Genomic DNA, 19,897 nt, shown 5'->3' with positions numbered 1-19,897 from the left:
ACTTGGCCGTTGACTGCACCGGGACGCTTGCGGGGACACTCGTCACAACTATCGTCGTCTCGGCACCCCTCGTCGCCGCGGTGGTCGCGTGTCGACCGCGCCGGTTGGACGCGACCGGTGAACTGCGAGTAAAACGACTCGAAACAGGGCGAGAGACGAGCAAGGAAAAAGGAACTCATTCGAGAGATAGTTGTTCGAAGATTGCGCAAGACCTTTTCGCGCGAGGGTCTAGAGTACACGTACGAATGCCTGACGCCATGAGCGAGATGCTCCGAGAAGACATGGAGTGTGAGGGGTTACTTGAGTGCTTCCACGGTCTCAAAGACCTCGACCGGACCGTGTTCTCGGTCCTCGTCGAGACCGCAGAACCACTGACCGTCGACGAGGTCGCCGAGCAAGTGGACCGAGAGCGGACGACCGCGTATCGCTCGATCCAGCGACTGCTTGACGCGGGGTTCGTCCGGAAAGAGCAGGTGAACTACGAGAACGGGGGGTACTACCACGTGTTCGAGCCAGTGGCCGCTGACGAAGCAGCAGATGACATGCAGCGGCTACTCAACGACTGGTACGCCAAGATGGGGCAACTCATCCAGGAGTTCCGCACCAAGTACGACGACGCGGAGCGCGCTCCAGCCTCTGCTGAGAACTGACATCCTATCCGCCCTGACGGAAGACCTTTCTCGGCGATTCTTCGTAGACACCGGCTTACGACCTTCGTACTGTCGAGGACGAGGGGTTGGCACGTTCCGAATGAATGACCTCGTGGTCAGAGTACGTCGAACGAGACGAGCGTGAACCACGACACGTACAGTCCGATACCGACGAGTGCGAGCCCCCCGAGTCGGTGGACCCGACTGGCATACGTCCCGAGTGAGACGGTGGTCTGCCCGAGATGCATCACGACACTGACGCCGATCATGAGCGTCCCCATCCCCGCCCCGAACGCGAGGAAGACCAACAGCCCTTGTGCGAAGCCTGCGGTCGAGAATGAGGACAGGACGACACCGAGGAAGACAGGGAGATTGCACGCGAGGCTCCCGATTCCGTAGAGCACCCCAAACCCCACGAACGCCGTGGGAGAGACGTCGGCACGTTCGGGGAGCGCGACCGGTGTCGAGGGGGACCATCCAACGGCGTATGCGAGTCCGAGCAGGACGAGCAGCGGCCCCGCCAGCAGTTCGAGACTCATCAGGTACGGCCGAACCCACTCGCCGACCACGAGAACGACACCACCGACTCCGAGGTACACGGCCACGATGCCGAGGGTGACGTACCCACCGATACGCAGCCCCTTCCAGAGTTGCTGACCACCGAGGGTTCCTGCGACGGCGACGGTTCCGAACACGACGAGTCCGACCGACGGGAGATAGCTGCCGGTCCCTTGCCGAGCCAGCGGGACGAGGACACTGTACCCCGGGAGGGTGATTCGAATTCCAGCCATTGCCATGTAAAACAGCGGTACCGCGCCTGCGAGAAACAGCAAAGTTCCCGTCAGGAGCGCCGGTCTGGTCAGCACGTCGACGTTCGTCTCGGTGACCGTCCCACCATCGTCGTGGGCCGAGTAGTACGAGAGGTACGCTGGGAGGAGTCCTACACTGCACGGGGCGAAGAACATCAACACGCCAGCAGCGTACGCCGCTACCAGAACGGGTGGTTGTGAAAGCGGCATCACTGGGTCTCGATGTTACACACGCGTGGATCACCTGCGCGGCCAAGGAAGGCCAACAGCAGCACCAACCCACCTAGACGGAGGAGGTTCCCGTGGAACGGAAGCGTCGCCAGTGCGCCCGCTAGCCCGAGCAAGCCGAGTACCCCAGCCCCACAACTAGCACACCCGGAGGCAAGCAAGCCAGGAACCGCGCCAGACAGACTCCCGGCACCTCGCAGGCCGACCACCCGCACCTGCGTAACGGCGTTGACCATGGCGATCCCCGCGAGCAGCGAGTAGGCGACGATGAGCGCCACCCCAGTCGTTCCCGCAGTCGCCACCGTGTTCGCCGTGAGTGCAACGAGTGCCTCGTCGAGATACCCGATGTCTGCAGACAGCAGTTGCACGCTGTACTCGGGGAACGAACTCAACACGAGGAGGCAGTACGTCACCCCAGCGACGCCGGCGGCGACGACCGTTCGAGGGGTCGTCGTCAGCGGAAACGTGAGGGCGACGACCAGCGACTCCGCCCGCTCGGTGAGTGCTCCTTGCCTCATCGTGATTCCAGTTTGGAGAGGGCGGTCTCGAACTGTTCGTACGGTTGTGCACCGACCATCTTCCCCGCCGTCTCCGACGGTCGATGGTAGAGGACGAAGGACGGGGTTCCTCGGACGCCGAACCCGCCCGCCTGTTCGAGGTCCTCTTCAATGCTCGATTCGATGGGCTCCCGATTGTCGGCCATACACTCCTCGACGGCCCGTCCGTCGACGCCGTCGACGTCGGCAGCGATATCGAGGAGGTTCGACTTCGAGGCCCACCCGGAGTTGGTGTCGCCCTGCGCTTCGAACACCGAGGCGTGCCACGGCCAGTACGTCTCCGGTGAGTCCTCCCGGATCTGCCGCCAGACACAGCGGTCAGCGACGGCGGCCGTCATGGATGCTGACCCCAGATACGGATGCTCGATGAAGACGATACGAACCCGGCCCGCCTCCACGTCGTTGCTGATGAGTTCGGGGAGCGTCTCCTGCTCGAAGCGGTGGCAGAACGGACACTGAAAATCACTCCAGTAGTAGATGTCGATGGGGGCGTCGAGATCACCCATCACCGGGTGACCGGCGAGGTCGATACCGAATCCGGTCGTCGCCTCGCTCTGGTGTATCGGTGAGTCGAGTGTGGCCGTCGATTGGCCGTCGGCGAACTGAGACGCACCGTAGACGACCCACGCACCGATGGCCGTGGTGCCAGCGCCGACGACGAGGGCTCTGCGTGAGAGCGAGAGGTCGGAGGGGGCCACGATACCCCACCCTTGCTACCAATCCTGTGTAGTCCCTTGGTTGGCGCACGCCAACTTGCCCCTTATCAAGACCGAACCGGTAGTTCGAGATAAGATGAGCGAGACAGAATCCGTTCCACCGCAGATCAGCCCGGAAGAGGTCGCCGAGCGACGCGATGACAGCCTGTTCGTCCTCGACGTTCGTAACGAAGACGACGTCGAGGAGTGGAACATCGACGGCAGTCGCAACCTCCCCATCTACGACGAACTCCTCGACGAGGAGGCCGAAGACCTCGAACTCGGGCCGAACAACTGCGCGGCGAACTGACCCCCGAACTACTCGCTCTATGACACGGTTTCAAAACACAGGCCAACCCGACTGGGACTGGTGGGAAGCGCTCTGGCCAGACCCGACAGCCGTCCTCGGCGAACTCGGGGTCGACCAGGAGTGCTCCGTCGTTGACGTCTGTTCTGGCGATGGCTACTTCACGATTCCCGCTGCCGAACTCGTCGGTGACCAGCCGCTGTACGCAGTCGAACTCGACGAGGCGCTGCTCGAACGACTCGAACGGAACGCGGCCGACGAGGACGTCGAATCCATCGTTACGCGACAGGGAGACGCTCGGCGACTCTCCGAACATCTCCCTCGGCCAGTCGACCTCGCACTGCTCATGAACACGTTTCACGGCATCGAGGGTGCAGGAGCGTTCGTCCGTGAACTCGCGAGAGCGCTGAACCCAGAGGGCCGCGTCGCGGTCGTGAACTGGCACGACACACCCCGCTCGGAGACGACCATCGGTGACGTCCCGCGAGGGCCGCCGACGGACCTGCGACTCTCCCCATCGGAGACACGAGCGCGCTTCACGTCGGAAGGCTTCGTCCACGAACGAACGGTCGAGCTTCCACCGTACCACTACGGACAGGTGTTCCGCCGGCCGCCGAACGTGGATTCGACCGACTGACCGAGGTGGGTAGGCTGTCGGTCGCTACGGTGTAGCGTCGCGTTCGCAGGAGTCGGAGCCCGAACGGAGTCGGACTACGAGACCGATCATGCCGACCGTCAGCGCGACGACGGCGATCTGGACGAGGGTGCCACCAGCCGCGGCGGTCGCACCGCCGGCAAGAGTTGCTCCTGCGGCACCCGTAGCAGGTGCAGCGAAGAGACAACAGAGACTGACAGCACCTCCGACCCAGAGAACCGGCCATCTTGACGGGGGTTCCGATTCTCCCTCACCGTCCTCCGTCGAGTCGTCCATCGTTGAAATCGAGTCCTTCCCGAACACCCATCGTTGTTTGGATGCCCCTCGTTCGCTCGTTGCACACCCACAGGGCTGGTCGCCTACCCGGTCGAGCTTCGATACTCTCGGGGAGGACAATCGTGTTCGGACCGTCGGACTCACCGTCGCACCAGCACGCCTGTTCGCTACGGGAGCCGATCCCCGTTTAGAACGCAGCGGCCTGTCGCGGAGGCGGCGCTCGGTCAGAGAGCAGGACGAAGACGACGAGAACACCACTATCGGTCCCAGCAGAGCTGTCCAGCCCGACACACCCATGTGTGAGTGGGAAGAACCGGTCAGTCGTCGTGGTCGATTTGGCGTACGACAAACCGACCTCGTTCACACCGGAGCGTTACCCGACAGTTCAACATGCGAGAATTCACCTTCGAAATCCAGTACGAACACGGCGCCGACCCGTTGATGGACGTCTTTCTCGACTATCCGGAGCTCGTGGCTCACTCCCTCGACGGTTGTGTAGCAGCCGATTGGTTCTGGCGGGTCGAACGCGTTCGCGGCCCGGCCGCCGCGCTGGAGGAAGTAGAGCGGTTACGGTTCGACGATAGCCAGTGTGGGGAGACGGTTACCCAGACCGACTGTGAGGCGACTCGCTATCACGACGTTCTCGAACGCACGCCGAACGAGCGTGTCATCTACACGTATCTAGAGAACATCCGCAACTGTGAGTCTTTTCACACTATCGCCGGCCGGTATCTCGAGCCGGGAACCGTGTTCGAAACCCACCGTGTCGATGATACCCACCAGTGGCGTATCCTGATGCGCTCCGATGCGAAGGCAGGCCTCCTGTACGACACCTTGGGTTCGAGACTGCGCGACGGACTGTCGTTCCGAATGGGTCACCTCCGGGACGCCGTCGGCTGGCAACAGAACACGCTCGCGGGGGTGTCGATTCCCGACGAACAGCAGGAAGCACTCGTGACAGCGGTCGAGTTCGGGTACTACGAGACGCCGCGTGAGGCGACGCTCGACGAGATCGCCGAGTCGCTCGACATCCCACGCTCGACGCTGTCCTACCGACTCCGGCAGGCTGAAGCCCAGCTTGCCCTCCGGTACGTCGATATCGAAAAGTGACCGGCTGAACAGCGAGTGTGTCCGGACCCGCTGTCGCCGGTCTCGTCCCTACTCGCCGTCGGGGCCGTTATGGCTCCACACCCGCGTCGACTAATTCGAACAGCGGTTCGTAGTCGTCGGGAAGCTGTGCCCTGACCTGCTTCATCTCGCCGGGCGCGACCGCTTCGGCGACGAGTTCGAGTATACGTTTGGAGTGGTAGGCTGCCTTCGAGCGGTCGGTGTGCTCGCGCTCGGCCACCCGGGCGACGAACTCGGCGTAGTCGAAGCGTTGGCCCGACTCCGCCTCCGTGAGGAAGCGGTCGATCTCCATCGGGAGCGACGACGCGAGGTCCTTCGCCTCACCGGCCTGGATGCGCTCACCGAGGGTCGTCAGCGTCGCTCGTATCGCCCGAAGCGCAGGCCCCTCGTCGGCGAGTTCGAGGCGGTGCTGTGCCTGCCCGACGAACTGACTGAACTTCATCAGTAGTCGGGGGATTCCTCTTCGATAACGTCCGAGAGGTTGTCGAGTTCGTCGACGAGGAGGCCCTGAACGTCGTCGAGGGTGATGATGCCCGCGAGCCGGTCACCGTCGACGACCGGCATCCGCCGGACGGCGTTGTCCTCCATCACTTCGGTCAGTTCGTACAGTCCCGTCCCGACGTCGACCGTCGTCGGGTGTTCGGTCATCACGTCGCGAGCGGTCGTCGTCGCCGGGTCGTGCCCGTCGGCGACGAGTCGGATCGTGAGGTCGCGGTCGGTCACTAATCCGACTGGCCGGTCGTCTTCCGTGATGACGACACAGCCGACCGTCTCGTCGCGCATCTGCCGTGCGAGTTCCGTCCCGGACGCGTCTGGCGATGCAGTCACGACCTCGTCTCGTGCGAGGGTTGCTAAGCTCATGGTCGAGTCACCACCGGCTACAACGACGGCAGAAGCCATACGTATTATCAATGGTCTGATGCTAATCCGTGGTTCGAAAAATCGCCGAAGACGACACACGAATCGACTGTTCTGGCGCTCCGTCGGTCACGAGAGTGACTCCTTCAGAGGAACGCCCCGGTAAGACAGAGAATTAGGCGACGCCAACGCCCTCCGCGACGAGTTCGTGCGAACGGAGCGCCTGCTCGTGGGTTCCCGTCACGTGTTGAATCATCACCTCGTCGACGCCCACGCGGTCGGTGAGCTGGTCGAGCAACCCGGCGAGCGTCTCGGGGCTGCCCGAGATGGCACGCGGCCACTCGCCGTCGTCGAGCGTCGCGGGCGTCGGGTCGGGGACGCCGCCGAGTTCGTCGAGCGCCTCCTCGATGGAGGGCCGCGTGCCGACGACGCCGCGTTGCATCCGTTTGTACGTCGCTTCGGCGACGGCGCGAAGCCGGGCCGCCTCCTCGTCGGTCGCCGCACAGACGGCGTTTAGCGCGACGATACCCTGCGGTTCGTCGACGCCACCGGCCAGCTCGGACGCTTCGAACCCCTCGCGGTACCGCTCGAACGAGCGCGTGGCGAGTTGGGGGCGGATGAACGCCGCGAAGCAGTACGGCAGGCCCAGTCTCCCCGCGATGGCCGCGCTCGACGGACTCGACCCGAGCGCCCACGGGACGGGCGGGGCCTGGTCCGAGCGCGGGATACCCAACTCGCTGTAGGGGTGGTCGTCGGGAAAGTCGTCGTAGAGGTGGTTGACGACGGCTTCGAGCTTCTCTGCGTGGTCCTCGTCGGGGTTCTGCACGCGCCGACTCGTCTGGAGCGCGCGGTCGGCGGCCGGTGAGTTGTTCGCCCGCCCGAGTCCGGCGTCGATACGCCCTGGTGCGAGGGCGTCGAGGGTGCCGAACTGCTCGGCGACCTTGAACGGGCTGTAGTGGTTGAGCAACACCGCCCCCGAGCCGAGTCGAATCGACTCCGTCTCGGCGGCCAGGTTGCCGAGCAACACCTCGGGCGTCGTGCCGGCGATGGTGTCGGTCATCCCGTGGTGTTCGGCGACCCAGAACCGGGAGAAACCGAGCCGTTCGGCCTGTTCGGCGGCCGCGACGGTGTTCGCGAACGCGTCGGTGGCGGTCCCGCCGGCGGGGACGGGAGAGAGGTCGACAGCGGAGAGGTTCACGGCCGGGGTCGGGGACTGTGAAGGGTAACGGTTCGGGTCGCGTCAGAAGGGACCACGTTCGGGACGGAGTCAGCCCTGTTCAGAGCGCCGCGAGGACGACGGGGGCGACCAGCGCGACGTGGGCTGCGCCGTGGGCGAGCATCGCCGCTTCGAGGCTGTAGCGCCAGTACACCCACCCGAAGACGACGCCACCGACCGAGTTGAGGAGGACGACCTGCGCGACGAGCGCGGGCGTCAGCGCGGTGGTCGCGGCGACCGCCGGGAGGTGCCCGACGCCGAACGCCACGGCCGCGACGACGAGGGCGACCCAGACCGTCCGCGCGGAGGGCGTCGCCGGACGGCCGGCCAGTCGCCAGCCGGCCCAGACGAGCAGCGTCATGAACCCCCATCGGAGCAGGACCTCCTCGGTGATACCCCCGTAGAGGAAGCGCAGCGGGAGGGAGGCGAGGACGGCCCCAAGCGAGACCGCCTCCGTAGGGACGAGCCGACTGTCCACCCCGACGACGGCCGAGAGCGCGAGGTCGGTGACGACGACGAGGACGCCGGCGGCCAGTCCGGCGGGGAGTGCGACGCGAGCCTCGTCGCGGAGGCTCGTCGGGAGGCGAGTGCCGTCGACGCGGGCGACGGCGTGGGAGTCGAAGCCGACCCGCGGGGCGAGGCGTGCGCCGACGGCCGCGGCGAGGAGGACCAACAGCGCCGGCTGGACGACGATGGCGACGAGGAGCACCGACCGCGGGAGTTCGGCGACGACCGGGATGCTCTCGGGGACCAGCAGCGTCGAGACCACCAGGCCAACGATACCGACCAGTCCGAGGCCGAAGACGGCCAGGGTTCGACGGAGGAACTGCCCCCTGGAACTCGGTCGGTCGGCTAGCTGTGACCCTCGCTCGGCGGTGGTGTTCATCGAGTGTCCTCTACGGACGGTCGAGAACATCAACCTATCTCGAACCCTGTCGCTCGGCAATCCGCAGGGTCCGAGTACGGGCGACGGCGGTGGCGGTGGTGGCGGTGGCGGTGGGGTGGATGCGGTGGGGCTCGAATGTGACGTCACGGGCTGACCGGTTGGCGCAGCGCCTCCCTCACGAGACGAGACATCGCTTCGACGGCCACCAGCCGTCAACGTTGTCGTGGCAGTCAGACCTATCGCGCTCCCGGTGTGACCTCACGACAGCTACGGAATGACGGAGCGAACCGAGACGGTGGAGCGAGCCCCGGCCGCACAGTCGACCGACCGAGACGACCGCCGAACCTGGCTCCTCGTCCTCGGAGCGAGTCTCCTCTCGACGGGGTTGGCGGCCTACGAGATCGCCCCCGCGAGCGTGACGCCGCTGGTCCAGGAGTCGCTGGGCGTCGACGCGACGGCGGCGGGCCTGCTCGTCGGCGCGATGTTCGGGACGGCCGTCGTCGCGAGCGTTCCCGTCGGGGTCGTGCTCGACCGGACCAACTCGCGGAGTGCGATGGCCGTCGCGGTGCTCACGCTGTTCGTCGCGGGGGTGTGGGGGTGGGTCGCCGGCGAGAACGGTGACTTCCGAGGAGTCGTCGCCTCGCGAGTGCTCGGCGGGGTCGCGTACGTCGCCGTCTGGAACGCCGGCATCGACATGGTGAGTCGCGCGGTCGACCCCGAGCGTCGGGCGACCGCGGTCGGCATCTTCACCGCGAGCGGCCCCATCGGGTTCGCGCTCGGGCAGGCGACCGGCCCGCTCGTCGCTCTGGAGTTCGGCTGGCCGGCCATCTTCCTCGCGTTCAACGGCATCGCCCTGCTCGGTCTCGTGCTGTTCTGGCCGGTGAGTCGGGGCCTAGGCCACAGCGCCGGTGCGGCACCGTCGGTCGCGGAGTTCGGGGCCGTCCTCCGCGACCGGAACGTCTGGCTCGTCGGCGGTCTGGGCTTCCTCGGCTACGCGCTCTACCTGTTCGTCAACAGTTGGGGCGGACCGTACCTCACCGAGGAGGTCGGCCTCTCGGTCGCCGCGAGCGGCCTCTTGGTCGCGGTGTTCCCCGCGGTGGGCGTCCTCTCGCGGACGAGCAGCGGCCTCCTCTCCGACCGAGTGTTCGACGGCCGACGGCGGCCCATCGTGTTGGGGTCGTTCGTCGTCGCGACGCCGCTCGTGTTCGGGTTCACCAGCCTCCAATCGCTCCCGGTGCTGGTGGCGGTGTTGCTCGTCACCGGCTTCGCCATCCAGACGACGCTGGGGCTGTCGTTCACCTACGTCCGGGAACTCGTCCACCCGCGCGTCGCCGCGACGGCGGTGGCGTTCCAGACGAGCGTCGGCCTCGCGGGGGCGTTCGTCGCACCCATCGTCGGCGGAGCGGTCGTCGACAGCGCCGGGTTCGACGCCGCGTTCCTCGTCGCCGGCGGTCTCGCTTGCTGTGGCATCGCGCTCGCGTGGCTGGCCCCCGAACCGGCACGGTGAACGACGCCGAAGGGTGCCCTCCTTCAGCGACGTTCGATAGTGACACGGAGCGCCGACGTCGCGCGATTCGAACGGCCATCGCTATTATATAACTCGGTACCGAGTAACAATTACCATTCACGATGGACGAAGATTCTGACCTCTCGGAGACAAACGGAAACGCACCCGAAGACACACGACGTGTCGCCGACCGGTCTCGGGAGACCGACTCGGCGTCGACACCGACGACCCGCCGGCGGTTCGTCGCCGGCCTCGCCTCGCTCGCCGCGGCGGCGAGTTTCTCGCTCGGCGTCCCCGCCGCGACCGCCGCGCAGGTGACCGACGGCGACGACGCGCCCACCCAGACGGTCACCTCGCCGGACGGCCGCGTCGAGTTGACCGTCGACGTCGCCGACGGCACGCCCACCTACAGCGTCGCCTTCGACGGGACGACGGTCGTCGCGGACGCCGGTCTGGGCTTCGAGTTCCGGGACCAGCCAGCGGTCGGCGAGGGCCTGACCGTTGCCGGGAGCGAACGGGCGACGACCGACGAGACCTGGACGCCCGTCTGGGACCAGTACGACGAGATTCGCGAGCACTCCGCGGACCTCCGACTGGGCCTCGAAGAGACCGACTCGCCCGGTCGCGCCCTCACGCTGGAGTGTCGCGTGTTCGACGACGGCGTCGGCTTCCGGTACGTCTTCCCCGAAGACGGCGGGTTCGGCGACTTCGTCGTCACCGCCGAGCGCACCGAGTTCGCCTTCGCGGGCGACTACGACGCCTGGTGGATCCAGGACGACGTCAACAGCTACGAGTACCCGTACAACGAGACGCCGCTGAGCGCAATCGGTGCGGAGAGTCCCTCCGGGGGGGCCCACACGCCGCTGACGATGAAAGCGAGCGAGGACTGCTACCTGAGCGTCCACGAGGCGGACCTCGTCGACTACGCAGCGATGGCCGTCCAGCCCACCAGCGAGGGCGGCACGACCTTCGAGTCGACGCTGGCCCCGCTCCCCGACGGGACGAAGGTGACGGCGTCGGCCCCCCACCGCACGCCGTGGCGGACCGTCCAACTCGGCGAGCGACCCGGCGACCTCGTCGAGTCGAGTCTCGTCGTCAACCTCAACGAGGACTACGACCCCGCGGAGTTCCCGCAGGGCACCGACTGGATCGAACCCCAGAAGTTCGTCGGTGTCTGGTGGCTGATGATCACCGGGCGCGCCGACTGGGAGTATCAGGGCATGGAGGCCGGCAACCACGGCGCACAGACCGGTCGTGCGAAGCAGTACATGGAGTTCGCCAGCGAACACGACATCCCCGGCGTCCTCGTCGAGGGGTGGAACGAGGGGTGGTCGAGCTACCCCGACGGCGGCGGCGACGCCTTCGACTTCACCGAACCGTACCCCGACTACGACCTCCAGGAGGTGACGGAGTTCGGCGCGAGCCTCGACCCGCCGACCCAGATGACGATGCACAACGAGACGGCGGGCGGGTTCCAGAACTACGAGAGCCAACTCGACGAGGCGTACGGCCTGTACGACGACCTCGGCATCCGGACCATCAAGACGGGCTACGTCAACGACGACGGCGACCTCTCGGGTGAGGGCCACAACCACCACAACCAGGTGCTCGTCAACCACCACCACCTCGTCGCCCGGACCGCCGCCGCCAACCGCCAGATGCTGGAGGTCCACGAACCCATCCACCCGACCGGGCGACGCCGGACCTACCCCAACCTGATGACCCGCGAGGGGGTGTACGGCCAGGAGTACGACTCCTTCGGCACCATCACGCCGACCCAGCACGTCACCTATCCGTTCACGCGGATGCTCGGCGGCCCCTTCGAGTTCACACCCGGTATCTTCGACATGGACTCGGGGTCGGGCGGCATCGAGACGACGCGGGCGAAACAGCTCGCGATGTACCCAACCTACTTCAGCGGCCTCCAGATGGTCGCCGACCTCCCCAGTTCCTACCTCGCCGACCAGCCGTCGACCGTCGCTCCCGGCGAGGTCGCACAGGCGGAGTTCGCCGAGGTCGACGGGTTCGCCACCGCGGCTAGCTGGGCGAACGCGCAGGGTGAACGCTACGTCGAGTTCGACCCGAACAGCGCCGCCACCGGCTCGGCCGTCACCTGGACCGTCGAGGACGCCAGCGCAGGCGAGTACGACCTCCACCTCCGCTACGCCAGCGACGCGGAGAACAACGCCGTCCCGGCCGGCGAGCCACGGACCGCGACCGTCACCGTCGACGGGTCGCCCGCCGCCCAGGTCACGCTCCCGCCGACCGACTACTGGGACGTCTGGTCGTCGGTCGCGGCGACCATCACGCTCGCGGCGGACGCCGAGACGGTCGGCGTCGCGCTCACCGAGGACGACACGGGCGGGTTCAACCTCGACTCGGTCGCGCTCACCGCCGCCGGCGAGTCGATGCCCGACCCCGAAGTCGCACCCATCCGCGGCCCGACCGTCGACGCCTTCCAGTTCATCGAGGACGTCCCGGCCGGCGGCTGGGAGGACACCCGCGTCCTCGACGCCGCCATCGGCGAGTACACCGTCACCGCCCGGAAGAAAGACGAGGAGTGGTTCGTCGGCGCGATGACCGACGAGAGCGGCCGCGCACTCGACGTCGACCTCGACTTCCTCGCGCCGGGGTCCAAGCGAGGGACCGAACAGCGCAAGGGCAAGGCTCCGAACGGCCCGAAGTACGTCGCCGAAATCTACTCCGACGGCATCGACGCGAGTTTCGACGACAGCCTCGAACCGGTCCGCGTCGACGAGGCCATCGTGACGCCGCGGACGACGCTGCTCGCCTCGATGGTCGGCAGCGGCGGGACTGCCGTCCGACTCCGACGTCCGGAGGGTGGCGAGGTCGGTGACCTGCCGACGTACGAACGACCCGAGCAGGACCTCACGGTGACTATCGCCGACGAGACGTTCGTCCGTGAGTCGTTCATCACGGCGACGGGGAGCAACGACGGCGACTACGTCGGCGGGACGACCGTCGAGTTGGTCGTCGACGGCGAGGTCGTCCAGCGCTCGAACGTCCGGTTCGCTCCGAACACGACCGACGCGAACGACGACCTCGCGTACTCGTTCGACTCGCCGGGCAGCTACGAGGTGGCCGTGCGGACGGCCGACGGCGAGACACTGGCGACGAACACGGTGACGGTCACGCCCCCGGAGACGGTCGCGACCGTCGAGGACCCGACCGGCGACGACGCCGGCCCCGGTGCGTACACCTACCCGACCGCCGACGCCTACCGCGACGGCGCGTTCGACCTGACGTCGGTCAGCGTCGCCCAGACGCCCAGCCTCGCCCGGTTCACGGTCGGCGTCGAGACGCTGTACGACGTGTGGGGCGGACGCTTCTCGCCGCACATGTTCGTCCTGTGGCTGCGCGACCCGAGCGCGGAGGGCGGGGCGACCGAGAGCCTCGACGACCTCGGGGCGAACGTCACCTTCGAGCGGCCGTGGCACTACCGACTGCACGTCACCGGGTGGGCGATGGCCGCCGTCGACGCCGGCGGCGCGCCCCTGACCGACGAGGACGGGAGCGGCGTCGCGATTCGACCGAGCGTCGACTTCGACGCCGGGACGGTCACGCTGGACCTCGACCGGGCGGCCTTCGACGGGGTCGACCTGACGGACCTCGAACTCGTCGCCGCCGTCGGGTCCGAGGAGTACGGTGCCCTGCGCCCGGTCACGGTCGACGGTAGCGGCCACCGCTTCGGCGGTGCCGAGGAGGGAGCGGTCGACAACGCGCCGCTGCTCCTCGACGTGACCACCCCCGAGGGCGTCTCGCAGGCCGACGCACTCGGCTACACCGCCGAGGAGCGCGCGACGCTCCCGTTCGTCTCGCTCCAGTAGGGACCGAACGCTCGCGTCCGCTGGCGTTCCGAATCAGTCGGGGCGCTCTCGGTGGTGACGACCGCGAAGCGCCACGGTTCGAGCGGCCGCCGAGGACCGCTACTGAACTGAGTTTCAGGAAATCGGTTTACTACGACTCGACGAAGCTGGCGTATGGTCTCCCTCACGTGGCGCTACTACCTCTACCGGGCGACGCTCTCCTCGGGGTTCTACCTCCCCGTCTCGGTCGTCTACATGGAGGCGAAGGGGCTCTCACTCGCGGACATCGGTCTCGTACAGGGTGCGTTCCTGTTCGCGATGGTCGCCGCCGAACTGCCGACTGGCTACCTCGGTGACCGCCTCGGCCGACGGGCGGCGCTCGCGGTCGGCAACACCGTCGTCGTCGCGGTGATGGTCGGGTTCACGCTCGCGGACTCGACGGCCGGGTTCCTCGCAGTCTACGTGCTGTGGGCCGTCGGGTGGACGTTCCGGACGGGCACCGCGGACGCGTGGCTCTACGAGATGCTCGTCGAGCGCGGACGGGGCGAGTCGTACTCGCGTATCAGCGGCCGGGCCGAGTCGACGCTACTGGTCGTCTCGGCGGTCGGCGCGCTCTGTGCGGGCTTGCTGTACACCGTCGACCAGACGCTGCCGTTCTACGTGAACGGGGTGCTGGCGGGTTTCGGCGTCCCCCTGCTGTACTCGCTGCCGGCCACGCGCGACTGCGACGGGCCGGACTGTTCGCCGCTGGGCGTCCGTGAGGCCGCGAGCGTCCTGCGGACACAGCTCACCCGCCCCGCCATCCGCTGGGTGGTCGTCTACGCCGCGCTGTTCAACGTCGCCTTCTCGGTGACGCGCGTGTTCGAACAGCCGGCGATGCGGGCTATCGGCGTCCCCGTCGTCGGCCTCGGCGTCGTCTACGCGGCGTTCAAGCTCGTCTCGGCGGCCGCGGCGAGCGCGACGGGAGCCGTCCACGACCGCCTGGGAACGCGCGGCGTTCTCCTGTTGCTCGCTCCCGCGACCGGCGTGTTGTACGCCAGTTTCGCCGTCGTCCCGTTGCTGTTGCTCCCGGTGTTGTTCTTCAGACGGGCCGTCCAGACCGTCACGCGGCCCGTCCGGAACGCCTACGTCAACGACCGGGTCGACGACGCCGGCCGGGCGACGGTCCTGTCGGGCGTCTCGATGGTGCTCTCGGTCGCCTCGGGCACCGCGAACGTCCTCGGCGGCCACGTCGCCGAGTCCGTCGGGCCGGTCGCGTTCCTCTCGGCGACGGGCGTGAGCGTGGCCGTCGTCGCCGGGGGAGTGTGGCTGTGGACCGAACCGGTTCGAGAGCCGAGCGCTGCCCCTACCGGTGCGTAGACGCGCCGAGCGCAGGTCTCAGCGACTCGGACCGACTCGGCCGACGACCGGTCTGCGACCGAGACTGACGCGCTCGGCGGCGACGTGGTTATCTCCCGACATCGCCACTCCAGACCTGAGGGGGACACGAGACCGTGAGCATCATCGTCACCGTACAGATTCAACAGCCGACGCTGTTACAGACGCTTCGAGCGGTCCCGACTGCGCGAATCACCTTCGAGCAGTTGGACACCGTCGACGGCGGGAACCGGGTGGGTTCGTTCTGGGTCGAGGCGGACGACTACGACGCGTTCGAGGCGGCGATGGCCGAGGACCCGACGGTGGGCGACTACCGGTGTCTGACGACGTTCAGCGACCGGCGGCTCTACCGCGCCGAGCAGGTCGAGGAGGGGCGCGAGCGGAGCGTCTACCCGACCATCGTCGCGGGCGACGGCATCATCCAGCGGATGGTCGGCACCCACGAAGGCTGGGAGTTCCAGATCGCCTTCCCGCACCACGACGGACTCGCGCGCTTCTACGAGGTCTGTCGGGAACACGACCTCGGGTTCCAACTGCTCCAGAAGTACGAACAGTCCGAGGACGGCGAGTCGTTCACCGAGTTCGGCCTCTCGGAGAAGCAACGCGAGATACTGGTCCGGGCCGTCGCCGAGGGTTACTACGAAGTCCCGCGGCACATCGACCTCGAGACGCTCGCCGAGGAGCTCGGCATCAGCCACCAGGCCGCCTCCGAACGACTCCGCCGCGCCATCGACATCCTCGTTCGCCACACCATCTGCGCCGACGAGACCGCCGAACCACGCTGACCACGGGACGGAAGCGTCGAAGCGTCCACTCCGAACCCGTAACCCACGGGGCGGGAGACGAGCACCGATAGCTCTCAGGCCGGACAGCCCGTTCCGTCGCCCGTCCCGTCGTCCCCCGAGTCGTAGTCGAGCGCCGCGGCGACGTCGAGGAGACCGGCCCCCTGCGCCGTGTCGGACGCGCCGAGGTCCTCGGCGGTGGCGAGCAGTCGGTCGCGGACCTCGTCGGGCGAGACGCCGGCGGCGAGCAACTGCGCCGCGGCACCGGTGACGTGGGGTGCGGCCATCGACGTCCCGTCAAGCACGTCGTGCCCCCCACCGACCGCCGAGCAGACGCCCTCGCCGGGAGCGGCGACGTCGACCTCCGGGCCCCGCGAGGAGAAGGCGGCCACCTCGTCGTCGATGGTCGTCGCGGCGACGGCGAGGAACTCGTCGTAGGCCGCCGGGTAGCCCACCGAGTCGGGCTGGCCGCGGTTGCCTGCGGCCGCGACGAGAACGACGCCCGCCGCACGGGCGTACTGGCCGGCGGCTTCGAGCGCCGGCGACGCCGCGGGCGACCCGAGACTGAGGTTCACCACGTCCCACCCCTGGTCGGCGGCGTGGCGGATGGCGGCGACGATGTCCGAGGTGCGACAGCCACCGCCCGCGCTACACACCTTCAGCGCGTGGAGCGTCGCCTCGGGAGCGACACCGACGACGCCGCCGTCCTCGGCGGCCGCGACGGTCCCCGCGACGTGCGTCCCGTGGTCGCCGTCGTCGGCCCACGGGTACGGACAGTTCTCGCCCTCGCAGTCGACCCATGCACGGTGGTTGCCCTCGACGCTCGGGTCGGCGAGGGCCGCTCGCAGGTCGGGGTGGTCGGCGGCGATGCCGCCGTCGACGACGGCGACGTCGACGCCCGCACCCGTCGCTCCCTCGTCGTGGGCGACGTCGGCGTCGACGCGGTCGACGCCCCACGGGAGGACCTGGTCGGGCGCATCACGCACCGCGCGACCACCGGCCGGCGAGAACAGCGACAGCGTCCGGTCGGGTTGGACGAACGCGACGTCGTTGCGGGTGAGCAACGACCGGCGGCCGGCGTCGGAGTACGCACCGACGACGAGCGTCAGCGGCGTGTGGCCGGTGAGGTCGATGCGCTCCTCGTGAACGTCCGAAATCGTGCTCGCGGCGGCGACGGCGTCGGGGTCGTGCGCCCCGACGATGTACCGCTCCATCCGGTCGAGGACGGCCGCCCCGAGGCCGACCCCGACCGCACCGGTTCCGAGGGTCTTCAGTACGTCCCGGCGGGACCACTCCGGATTCGACATGTACGTTCGATAGCGGTCGGACGTGTTAAGTTTTTGAACGGCTCGGCGGTGACGGAATCGTGGACGGATGAGGAGTCGAGGTCGTTCGTCGTCGTGCTACGGGTCGCCCGTCCCGATGCCGGACTCGTCGATGGGGCGGGTGAGGCCGTCGCGGAGGTCGTTGCCGAAGTACGCCCCGAGCATCCCCGTGGTGAAGCTGAGCGCCGCCGATATCACGAGGAGTTGTGGCTGGAGTGCGATGAGGCCGAGGATGGCTTCGATGATGTTCCCGCCGACGAGTTTCGAGACGAGGAGGACGCCCATCCCGGCGAACAGGCCCGCGAGGCCCGACTCCAGGAGGGGGCGACGCTCGAAGGCGAGGCCGGCGGCGAACCCGCCCGCGAGCGTGCCGACGTAGAGGCCGACCATCGGGACGAACTCGACGCCGACGGCGGCCCCGGTGCCGACCGAGAGGAGGGCGACGGCGAACCGCTTGAGCGAGAACCACGACGCGTCGGTGTCTGCCATAGTCCGACGTGTGCCTGTCGTGTAATGTGTGTTTCCCTGACCTGAGGTCGCGGTTCGGCGTGTCTCTCCCGACCAGCCGAGAGCGCGCCGCCGAACGCCTCCAGCGCCGTCCGGTAGGGCGACGAACACGCCGGACAGGCTCGGCAGAGACTCCGACACGTATTCCCGTGTCGTCACCTCATCGCCGGCAATGCCCTCCCGTCGAACGTTCCTCGCGTCGTGTACCGCCGGCGTCGGTGCGCTCGCCGGCTGTCTCTCCACCGGCCAGCCGTCCGTCACCGGGTCGTGGCCCCACCGAACCGTCGACGACGACCACACCGGTTACTCGCCGACGACGGGACCGACGACGAACCTCCACACCGTCTGGGACCAGCGGCGACCCGACCGAGGCGGAGGCGAGACGTCGCCCGTCGTCGAGGACGGCGTCCTCTACGTCGCGTACACGGAGGGCGTACACTCGAACGAACCCGCCACGACCTGGGTCGAAGCGTTCGACGCGGCGACGGGTGAATCACGGTGGAAGACCGAACTGTACCACACCAACGAAAGCCACTACTTCCACCACTCGGACTCGCTGGTCGTCGACGGCGACCGCCTGTTCGTCCAGACGAAGCCGGGGCTGACGATGCTCACGACCGACGGCGAGGTCGAGTGGATGTTCGACAACCAGGGACCGGGCCAGCAGATACCGGACATCGTCCCACCGGTCGTCACAGACGACGTCGTCGTGGCGGGAAGCTACGACACGGTTCACGACGGCGACGAGGTCGTCTACGGCATCGACACCGCGACCGGCGAGGAACGGTGGCGACGGCCGACGTCTGGCCGCGAGAACATGTGGCGACTCGCGTCACACGGTGGCGTCGTCTACGTCCCGTTCCTCGACGAGGGACTCCTCGCACTCGACGTCGCGACCGGCGAGGAACGCTGGTGGTGGGACGGGCCGATACACGGCACGCCGACGGTCACCGACGACCGACTCCTCGTCTCGCAGCGGCGGTTCGACGAGGACACCGACAGCCTGCTCGCGCTGGACCGCCGCGACCGGTCCCGGCAGTGGCGGCAGTCGCTCGGTCCGCGGTGGCCGGCCTCCACCGTCTCGGTCGCCGACGACCTGCTCGTCCACACGCACGACGACGGCCTCGAAGCGCGTCGACGGGACACCGGTGAGCGCGTCTGGCGGTTTGGCGGCGACGTCATACCCGGTGAGGAGTACCCACCGGACGAACCGGTGTTCGACCTCCGGTCGACACCCGTCGTCGCCGGTGACGCCGTCTACGTCGCCGGGTACGTCCAGCGAGAGACCGTCCACGGTCGGCTGTTCGTCGTCGACCTGGCGACCGGTGAGGAACTGAGTCGGGTCGCCCTCGGCCGCAACGAACACACCGACCACTCGACCCCCGCCGTTACGAGCGACCTCGTGTTCCTCTCGACCAACCACGGTGGACTGTACGCCTTCGGCGAGTGCTCGACCGAACTCTTCGGTCACTGCCTTCGCCGCTGAGTACGGCGACGCCGAACCGGCGACCCGCCGGACGGGTAGCGGGCGTGTCAACGCCAGAGGAACCCCTTTCTTTCCAGAGTCGTACTGTCGCTCGTATGAACGACGCCACCCTCCAGGACCGCCTCGAGAGAATCGAGCGACGGCAGAACCTCGTACTCGTCTTGCTCGTCGTCCCGTACCTGCTCGCCGCCGCCGAGTTCGTCAGCTACCTGACCATCGGCATCGCCGGTACCGTCGCCCTCGTCGTCGCTTACGTCGGGGTCGCCGTCTCTCGTCGCCGCCAGCAGAACGCGGCGAGTCGGTAGTTCCGAGGCGGGACGGTCGGAACCCCGCGCTCGGTGGCCGGTGCTGCCGTCGGAACGTCGAAGCGCTCGCGCCCCCGACCGGAGGTATGACCGCAATCGAAGGACTGGGCGAGGTTGCCTTCCGGACCGAACGACTCGACGAGATGGTCGCGTTCTACGGCGACGTGCTCGGTCTCGACCGTGTCGACGACCCGCCGTTCGAGGGGAGCGCGTTCTTCCGGGCGGGCGACGGCGTCGCCGGCCACACGCAGGTTCTCGTGCTGTTCGACCGCTCGGGGAGCGTGGGGTACACACCACCCGAGCGCGAGCGGACCACCGTCGACCACGTCGCATTCGGGGTTCGACCCGAGGCGTTCGACGACGAAGCGGCGCGACTGGAGGGACTGGGCTACGACCTCAAGTTCGCCTACCACGAGTGGGTCGAGTGGCGCTCGCTGTACCTCGACGACCCGGACGGCAACAGCGTCGAGCTGGTCTGTTTCGACCCCGAGACGGCCGCGCCTGCGGAGTGACCGG

General features: G+C 67.8%; 19 protein-coding genes and 1 pseudogene. 11 read left to right on the top strand and 9 right to left on the bottom strand.

Features of this window, described 5'->3' with window-relative positions; all coding sequences use genetic code 11:
- The first annotated feature begins 245 nt into the window (after nt 1-245).
- Nucleotides 246-650 (top strand): helix-turn-helix domain-containing protein, encoded by a 405-nt coding sequence (locus M1L36_RS08810; RefSeq protein WP_250873339.1) that lies wholly within the window; start codon nt 246-248, stop codon nt 648-650.
- A gap of 116 nt (nt 651-766) precedes the next feature.
- Here the strand turns inward: M1L36_RS08810 and M1L36_RS08805 are convergent, their stop codons facing one another.
- Genes M1L36_RS08805 through M1L36_RS08795 form a run of 3 tightly spaced genes read right to left on the bottom strand, consistent with a single transcriptional unit; the run spans nt 767 to nt 2,942 of the window.
- A complete protein-coding gene (locus M1L36_RS08805; RefSeq protein WP_250873338.1) occupies nt 767-1,669 on the bottom strand; it encodes a cytochrome c biogenesis protein CcdA in 903 nt (300 codons plus the stop codon).
- On the bottom strand, nt 1,669-2,205 hold the full coding sequence (locus tag M1L36_RS08800) for a hypothetical protein (RefSeq protein ID WP_250873337.1): 537 nt from the start codon (nt 2,203-2,205) through the stop codon (nt 1,669-1,671). The genes M1L36_RS08805 and M1L36_RS08800 overlap by 1 nt, the downstream gene beginning before the upstream one ends.
- On the bottom strand, nt 2,202-2,942 hold the full coding sequence (locus tag M1L36_RS08795; protein WP_250873336.1) for a DsbA family protein: 741 nt from the start codon (nt 2,940-2,942) through the stop codon (nt 2,202-2,204). Before M1L36_RS08795 ends, M1L36_RS08800 begins: the two co-directional genes overlap by 4 nt.
- 94 nt (nt 2,943-3,036) lie before the next feature.
- On the opposite strand from M1L36_RS08795, the pseudogene M1L36_RS08790 reads away from it, so the two are divergent.
- The 3 genes and pseudogenes from M1L36_RS08790 to M1L36_RS08780 form a co-directional block, all read left to right on the top strand.
- Nucleotides 3,037-3,219 (top strand): annotated as a pseudogene (locus M1L36_RS08790) (rhodanese-like domain-containing protein); the annotation flags it as partial.
- 49 nt (nt 3,220-3,268) lie between these two features.
- The gene (locus tag M1L36_RS08785; protein ID WP_250873334.1) at nt 3,269-3,883 is read left to right on the top strand and encodes a class I SAM-dependent methyltransferase; all 615 of its coding nucleotides are present in this window, start codon (nt 3,269-3,271) and stop codon (nt 3,881-3,883) included.
- Nucleotides 3,884-4,567: 684 nt separating this feature from the next.
- The gene (locus M1L36_RS08780) at nt 4,568-5,287 is read left to right on the top strand and encodes a helix-turn-helix domain-containing protein (protein ID WP_250873333.1); all 720 of its coding nucleotides are present in this window, start codon (nt 4,568-4,570) and stop codon (nt 5,285-5,287) included.
- 67 nt (nt 5,288-5,354) lie between these two features.
- Here M1L36_RS08780 and M1L36_RS08775 read toward each other — a convergent pair whose 3' ends face one another.
- From M1L36_RS08775 to M1L36_RS08760, 4 genes are all read right to left on the bottom strand, one after another.
- Complete coding sequence (locus M1L36_RS08775) at nt 5,355-5,747, bottom strand: DUF2267 domain-containing protein (protein WP_250873332.1); 393 nt, start codon at nt 5,745-5,747, stop codon at nt 5,355-5,357.
- Nucleotides 5,747-6,166 carry a CBS domain-containing protein gene (locus M1L36_RS08770; RefSeq protein ID WP_250873331.1) on the bottom strand — a complete coding sequence of 140 codons (420 nt, stop codon included), beginning with the start codon at nt 6,164-6,166 and terminating at the stop codon, nt 5,747-5,749. Before M1L36_RS08770 ends, M1L36_RS08775 begins: the two co-directional genes overlap by 1 nt.
- Before the next feature lie 172 nt (nt 6,167-6,338).
- Nucleotides 6,339-7,361: an LLM class flavin-dependent oxidoreductase gene (locus M1L36_RS08765; RefSeq protein ID WP_250873330.1), complete on the bottom strand. Its 1,023-nt coding sequence runs from the start codon at nt 7,359-7,361 to the stop codon at nt 6,339-6,341.
- A gap of 79 nt (nt 7,362-7,440) precedes the next feature.
- Entirely contained in the window at nt 7,441-8,265 is an 825-nt protein-coding gene (locus tag M1L36_RS08760; protein WP_250873329.1) for a CPBP family glutamic-type intramembrane protease, read from the bottom strand.
- 274 nt (nt 8,266-8,539) lie between these two features.
- Here M1L36_RS08760 and M1L36_RS08755 point away from each other — a divergent pair, with 274 nt between their 5' ends.
- The 4 genes from M1L36_RS08755 (at nt 8,540) to M1L36_RS08740 (ending at nt 15,761) form a co-directional block, all read left to right on the top strand.
- Complete coding sequence (locus M1L36_RS08755; protein WP_305794385.1) at nt 8,540-9,772, top strand: MFS transporter; 1,233 nt, start codon at nt 8,540-8,542, stop codon at nt 9,770-9,772.
- A gap of 122 nt (nt 9,773-9,894) precedes the next feature.
- Complete coding sequence (locus M1L36_RS08750) at nt 9,895-13,620, top strand: glycoside hydrolase family 97 N-terminal domain-containing protein (protein WP_250873327.1); 3,726 nt, start codon at nt 9,895-9,897, stop codon at nt 13,618-13,620.
- A 153-nt stretch (nt 13,621-13,773) separates the two neighbouring features.
- Nucleotides 13,774-14,958: an MFS transporter gene (locus tag M1L36_RS08745; protein ID WP_250873326.1), complete on the top strand. Its 1,185-nt coding sequence runs from the start codon at nt 13,774-13,776 to the stop codon at nt 14,956-14,958.
- Between the two features lie 134 nt (nt 14,959-15,092).
- Nucleotides 15,093-15,761, top strand: a complete 669-nt coding sequence (locus M1L36_RS08740; RefSeq protein ID WP_250873325.1) for a helix-turn-helix domain-containing protein — start codon at nt 15,093-15,095, stop codon at nt 15,759-15,761.
- A gap of 74 nt (nt 15,762-15,835) precedes the next feature.
- On the opposite strand, the gene M1L36_RS08735 is transcribed toward M1L36_RS08740, so the two are convergent.
- Together M1L36_RS08735 and M1L36_RS08730 are read right to left on the bottom strand one after the other, a co-directional pair.
- Nucleotides 15,836-17,065 (bottom strand): S8 family serine peptidase, encoded by a 1,230-nt coding sequence (locus M1L36_RS08735; protein WP_250873324.1) that lies wholly within the window; start codon nt 17,063-17,065, stop codon nt 15,836-15,838.
- Between the two features lie 96 nt (nt 17,066-17,161).
- Entirely contained in the window at nt 17,162-17,572 is a 411-nt protein-coding gene (locus M1L36_RS08730) for a DUF8526 domain-containing protein (protein ID WP_250873323.1), read from the bottom strand.
- Between the two features lie 190 nt (nt 17,573-17,762).
- Between M1L36_RS08730 and M1L36_RS08725 the strand changes: the two genes are divergently transcribed.
- The 3 genes from M1L36_RS08725 to M1L36_RS08715 all read left to right on the top strand — a co-directional run bounded on the left by M1L36_RS08725 (nt 17,763) and on the right by M1L36_RS08715 (nt 19,893).
- Entirely contained in the window at nt 17,763-19,076 is a 1,314-nt protein-coding gene (locus M1L36_RS08725; RefSeq protein WP_250873322.1) for a PQQ-binding-like beta-propeller repeat protein, read from the top strand.
- 95 nt (nt 19,077-19,171) lie between these two features.
- A complete protein-coding gene (locus M1L36_RS08720; RefSeq protein ID WP_250873321.1) occupies nt 19,172-19,381 on the top strand; it encodes a hypothetical protein in 210 nt (69 codons plus the stop codon).
- Nucleotides 19,382-19,467: 86 nt separating this feature from the next.
- Complete coding sequence (locus M1L36_RS08715) at nt 19,468-19,893, top strand: VOC family protein (RefSeq protein WP_250873320.1); 426 nt, start codon at nt 19,468-19,470, stop codon at nt 19,891-19,893.
- Nucleotides 19,894-19,897 lie beyond the last annotated feature (4 nt).

Origin of the sequence: Halomarina rubra, from assembly GCF_023699475.1 — an archaeon.
Taxonomy (GTDB): Archaea; Halobacteriota; Halobacteria; order Halobacteriales; family Haloarculaceae; genus Halomarina; species Halomarina rubra.
The sequence above is the reverse complement of the archived record's forward strand: the minus strand, read 5'-3'. Positions and strand labels throughout refer to the sequence as shown.

Excerpts from the sequence above, each read along its gene's own strand:
- M1L36_RS08745 (WP_250873326.1), top strand. The coding sequence starts at position 13,774 with ATGGTCTCCCTCACGTGGCGCTACTACCTCTACCGGGCGACGCTCTCC.
- M1L36_RS08775 (WP_250873332.1), bottom strand. The coding sequence starts at position 5,747 with ATGAAGTTCAGTCAGTTCGTCGGGCAGGCACAGCACCGCCTCGAACTC.
- M1L36_RS08805 (WP_250873338.1), bottom strand. The coding sequence starts at position 1,669 with ATGCCGCTTTCACAACCACCCGTTCTGGTAGCGGCGTACGCTGCTGGC.
- M1L36_RS08760 (WP_250873329.1), bottom strand. The coding sequence starts at position 8,265 with ATGAACACCACCGCCGAGCGAGGGTCACAGCTAGCCGACCGACCGAGT.
- M1L36_RS08715 (WP_250873320.1), top strand. The coding sequence starts at position 19,468 with ATGACCGCAATCGAAGGACTGGGCGAGGTTGCCTTCCGGACCGAACGA.
- M1L36_RS08800 (WP_250873337.1), bottom strand. The coding sequence starts at position 2,205 with ATGAGGCAAGGAGCACTCACCGAGCGGGCGGAGTCGCTGGTCGTCGCC.
- M1L36_RS08780 (WP_250873333.1), top strand. The coding sequence starts at position 4,568 with ATGCGAGAATTCACCTTCGAAATCCAGTACGAACACGGCGCCGACCCG.
- M1L36_RS08770 (WP_250873331.1), bottom strand. The coding sequence starts at position 6,166 with ATGAGCTTAGCAACCCTCGCACGAGACGAGGTCGTGACTGCATCGCCA.
- M1L36_RS08720 (WP_250873321.1), top strand. The coding sequence starts at position 19,172 with ATGAACGACGCCACCCTCCAGGACCGCCTCGAGAGAATCGAGCGACGG.
- M1L36_RS08755 (WP_305794385.1), top strand. The coding sequence starts at position 8,540 with ATGACGGAGCGAACCGAGACGGTGGAGCGAGCCCCGGCCGCACAGTCG.
- M1L36_RS08810 (WP_250873339.1), top strand. The coding sequence starts at position 246 with ATGCCTGACGCCATGAGCGAGATGCTCCGAGAAGACATGGAGTGTGAG.
- M1L36_RS08750 (WP_250873327.1), top strand. The coding sequence starts at position 9,895 with ATGGACGAAGATTCTGACCTCTCGGAGACAAACGGAAACGCACCCGAA.
- M1L36_RS08730 (WP_250873323.1), bottom strand. The coding sequence starts at position 17,572 with ATGGCAGACACCGACGCGTCGTGGTTCTCGCTCAAGCGGTTCGCCGTC.
- M1L36_RS08785 (WP_250873334.1), top strand. The coding sequence starts at position 3,269 with ATGACACGGTTTCAAAACACAGGCCAACCCGACTGGGACTGGTGGGAA.
- M1L36_RS08735 (WP_250873324.1), bottom strand. The coding sequence starts at position 17,065 with ATGTCGAATCCGGAGTGGTCCCGCCGGGACGTACTGAAGACCCTCGGA.
- M1L36_RS08725 (WP_250873322.1), top strand. The coding sequence starts at position 17,763 with ATGCCCTCCCGTCGAACGTTCCTCGCGTCGTGTACCGCCGGCGTCGGT.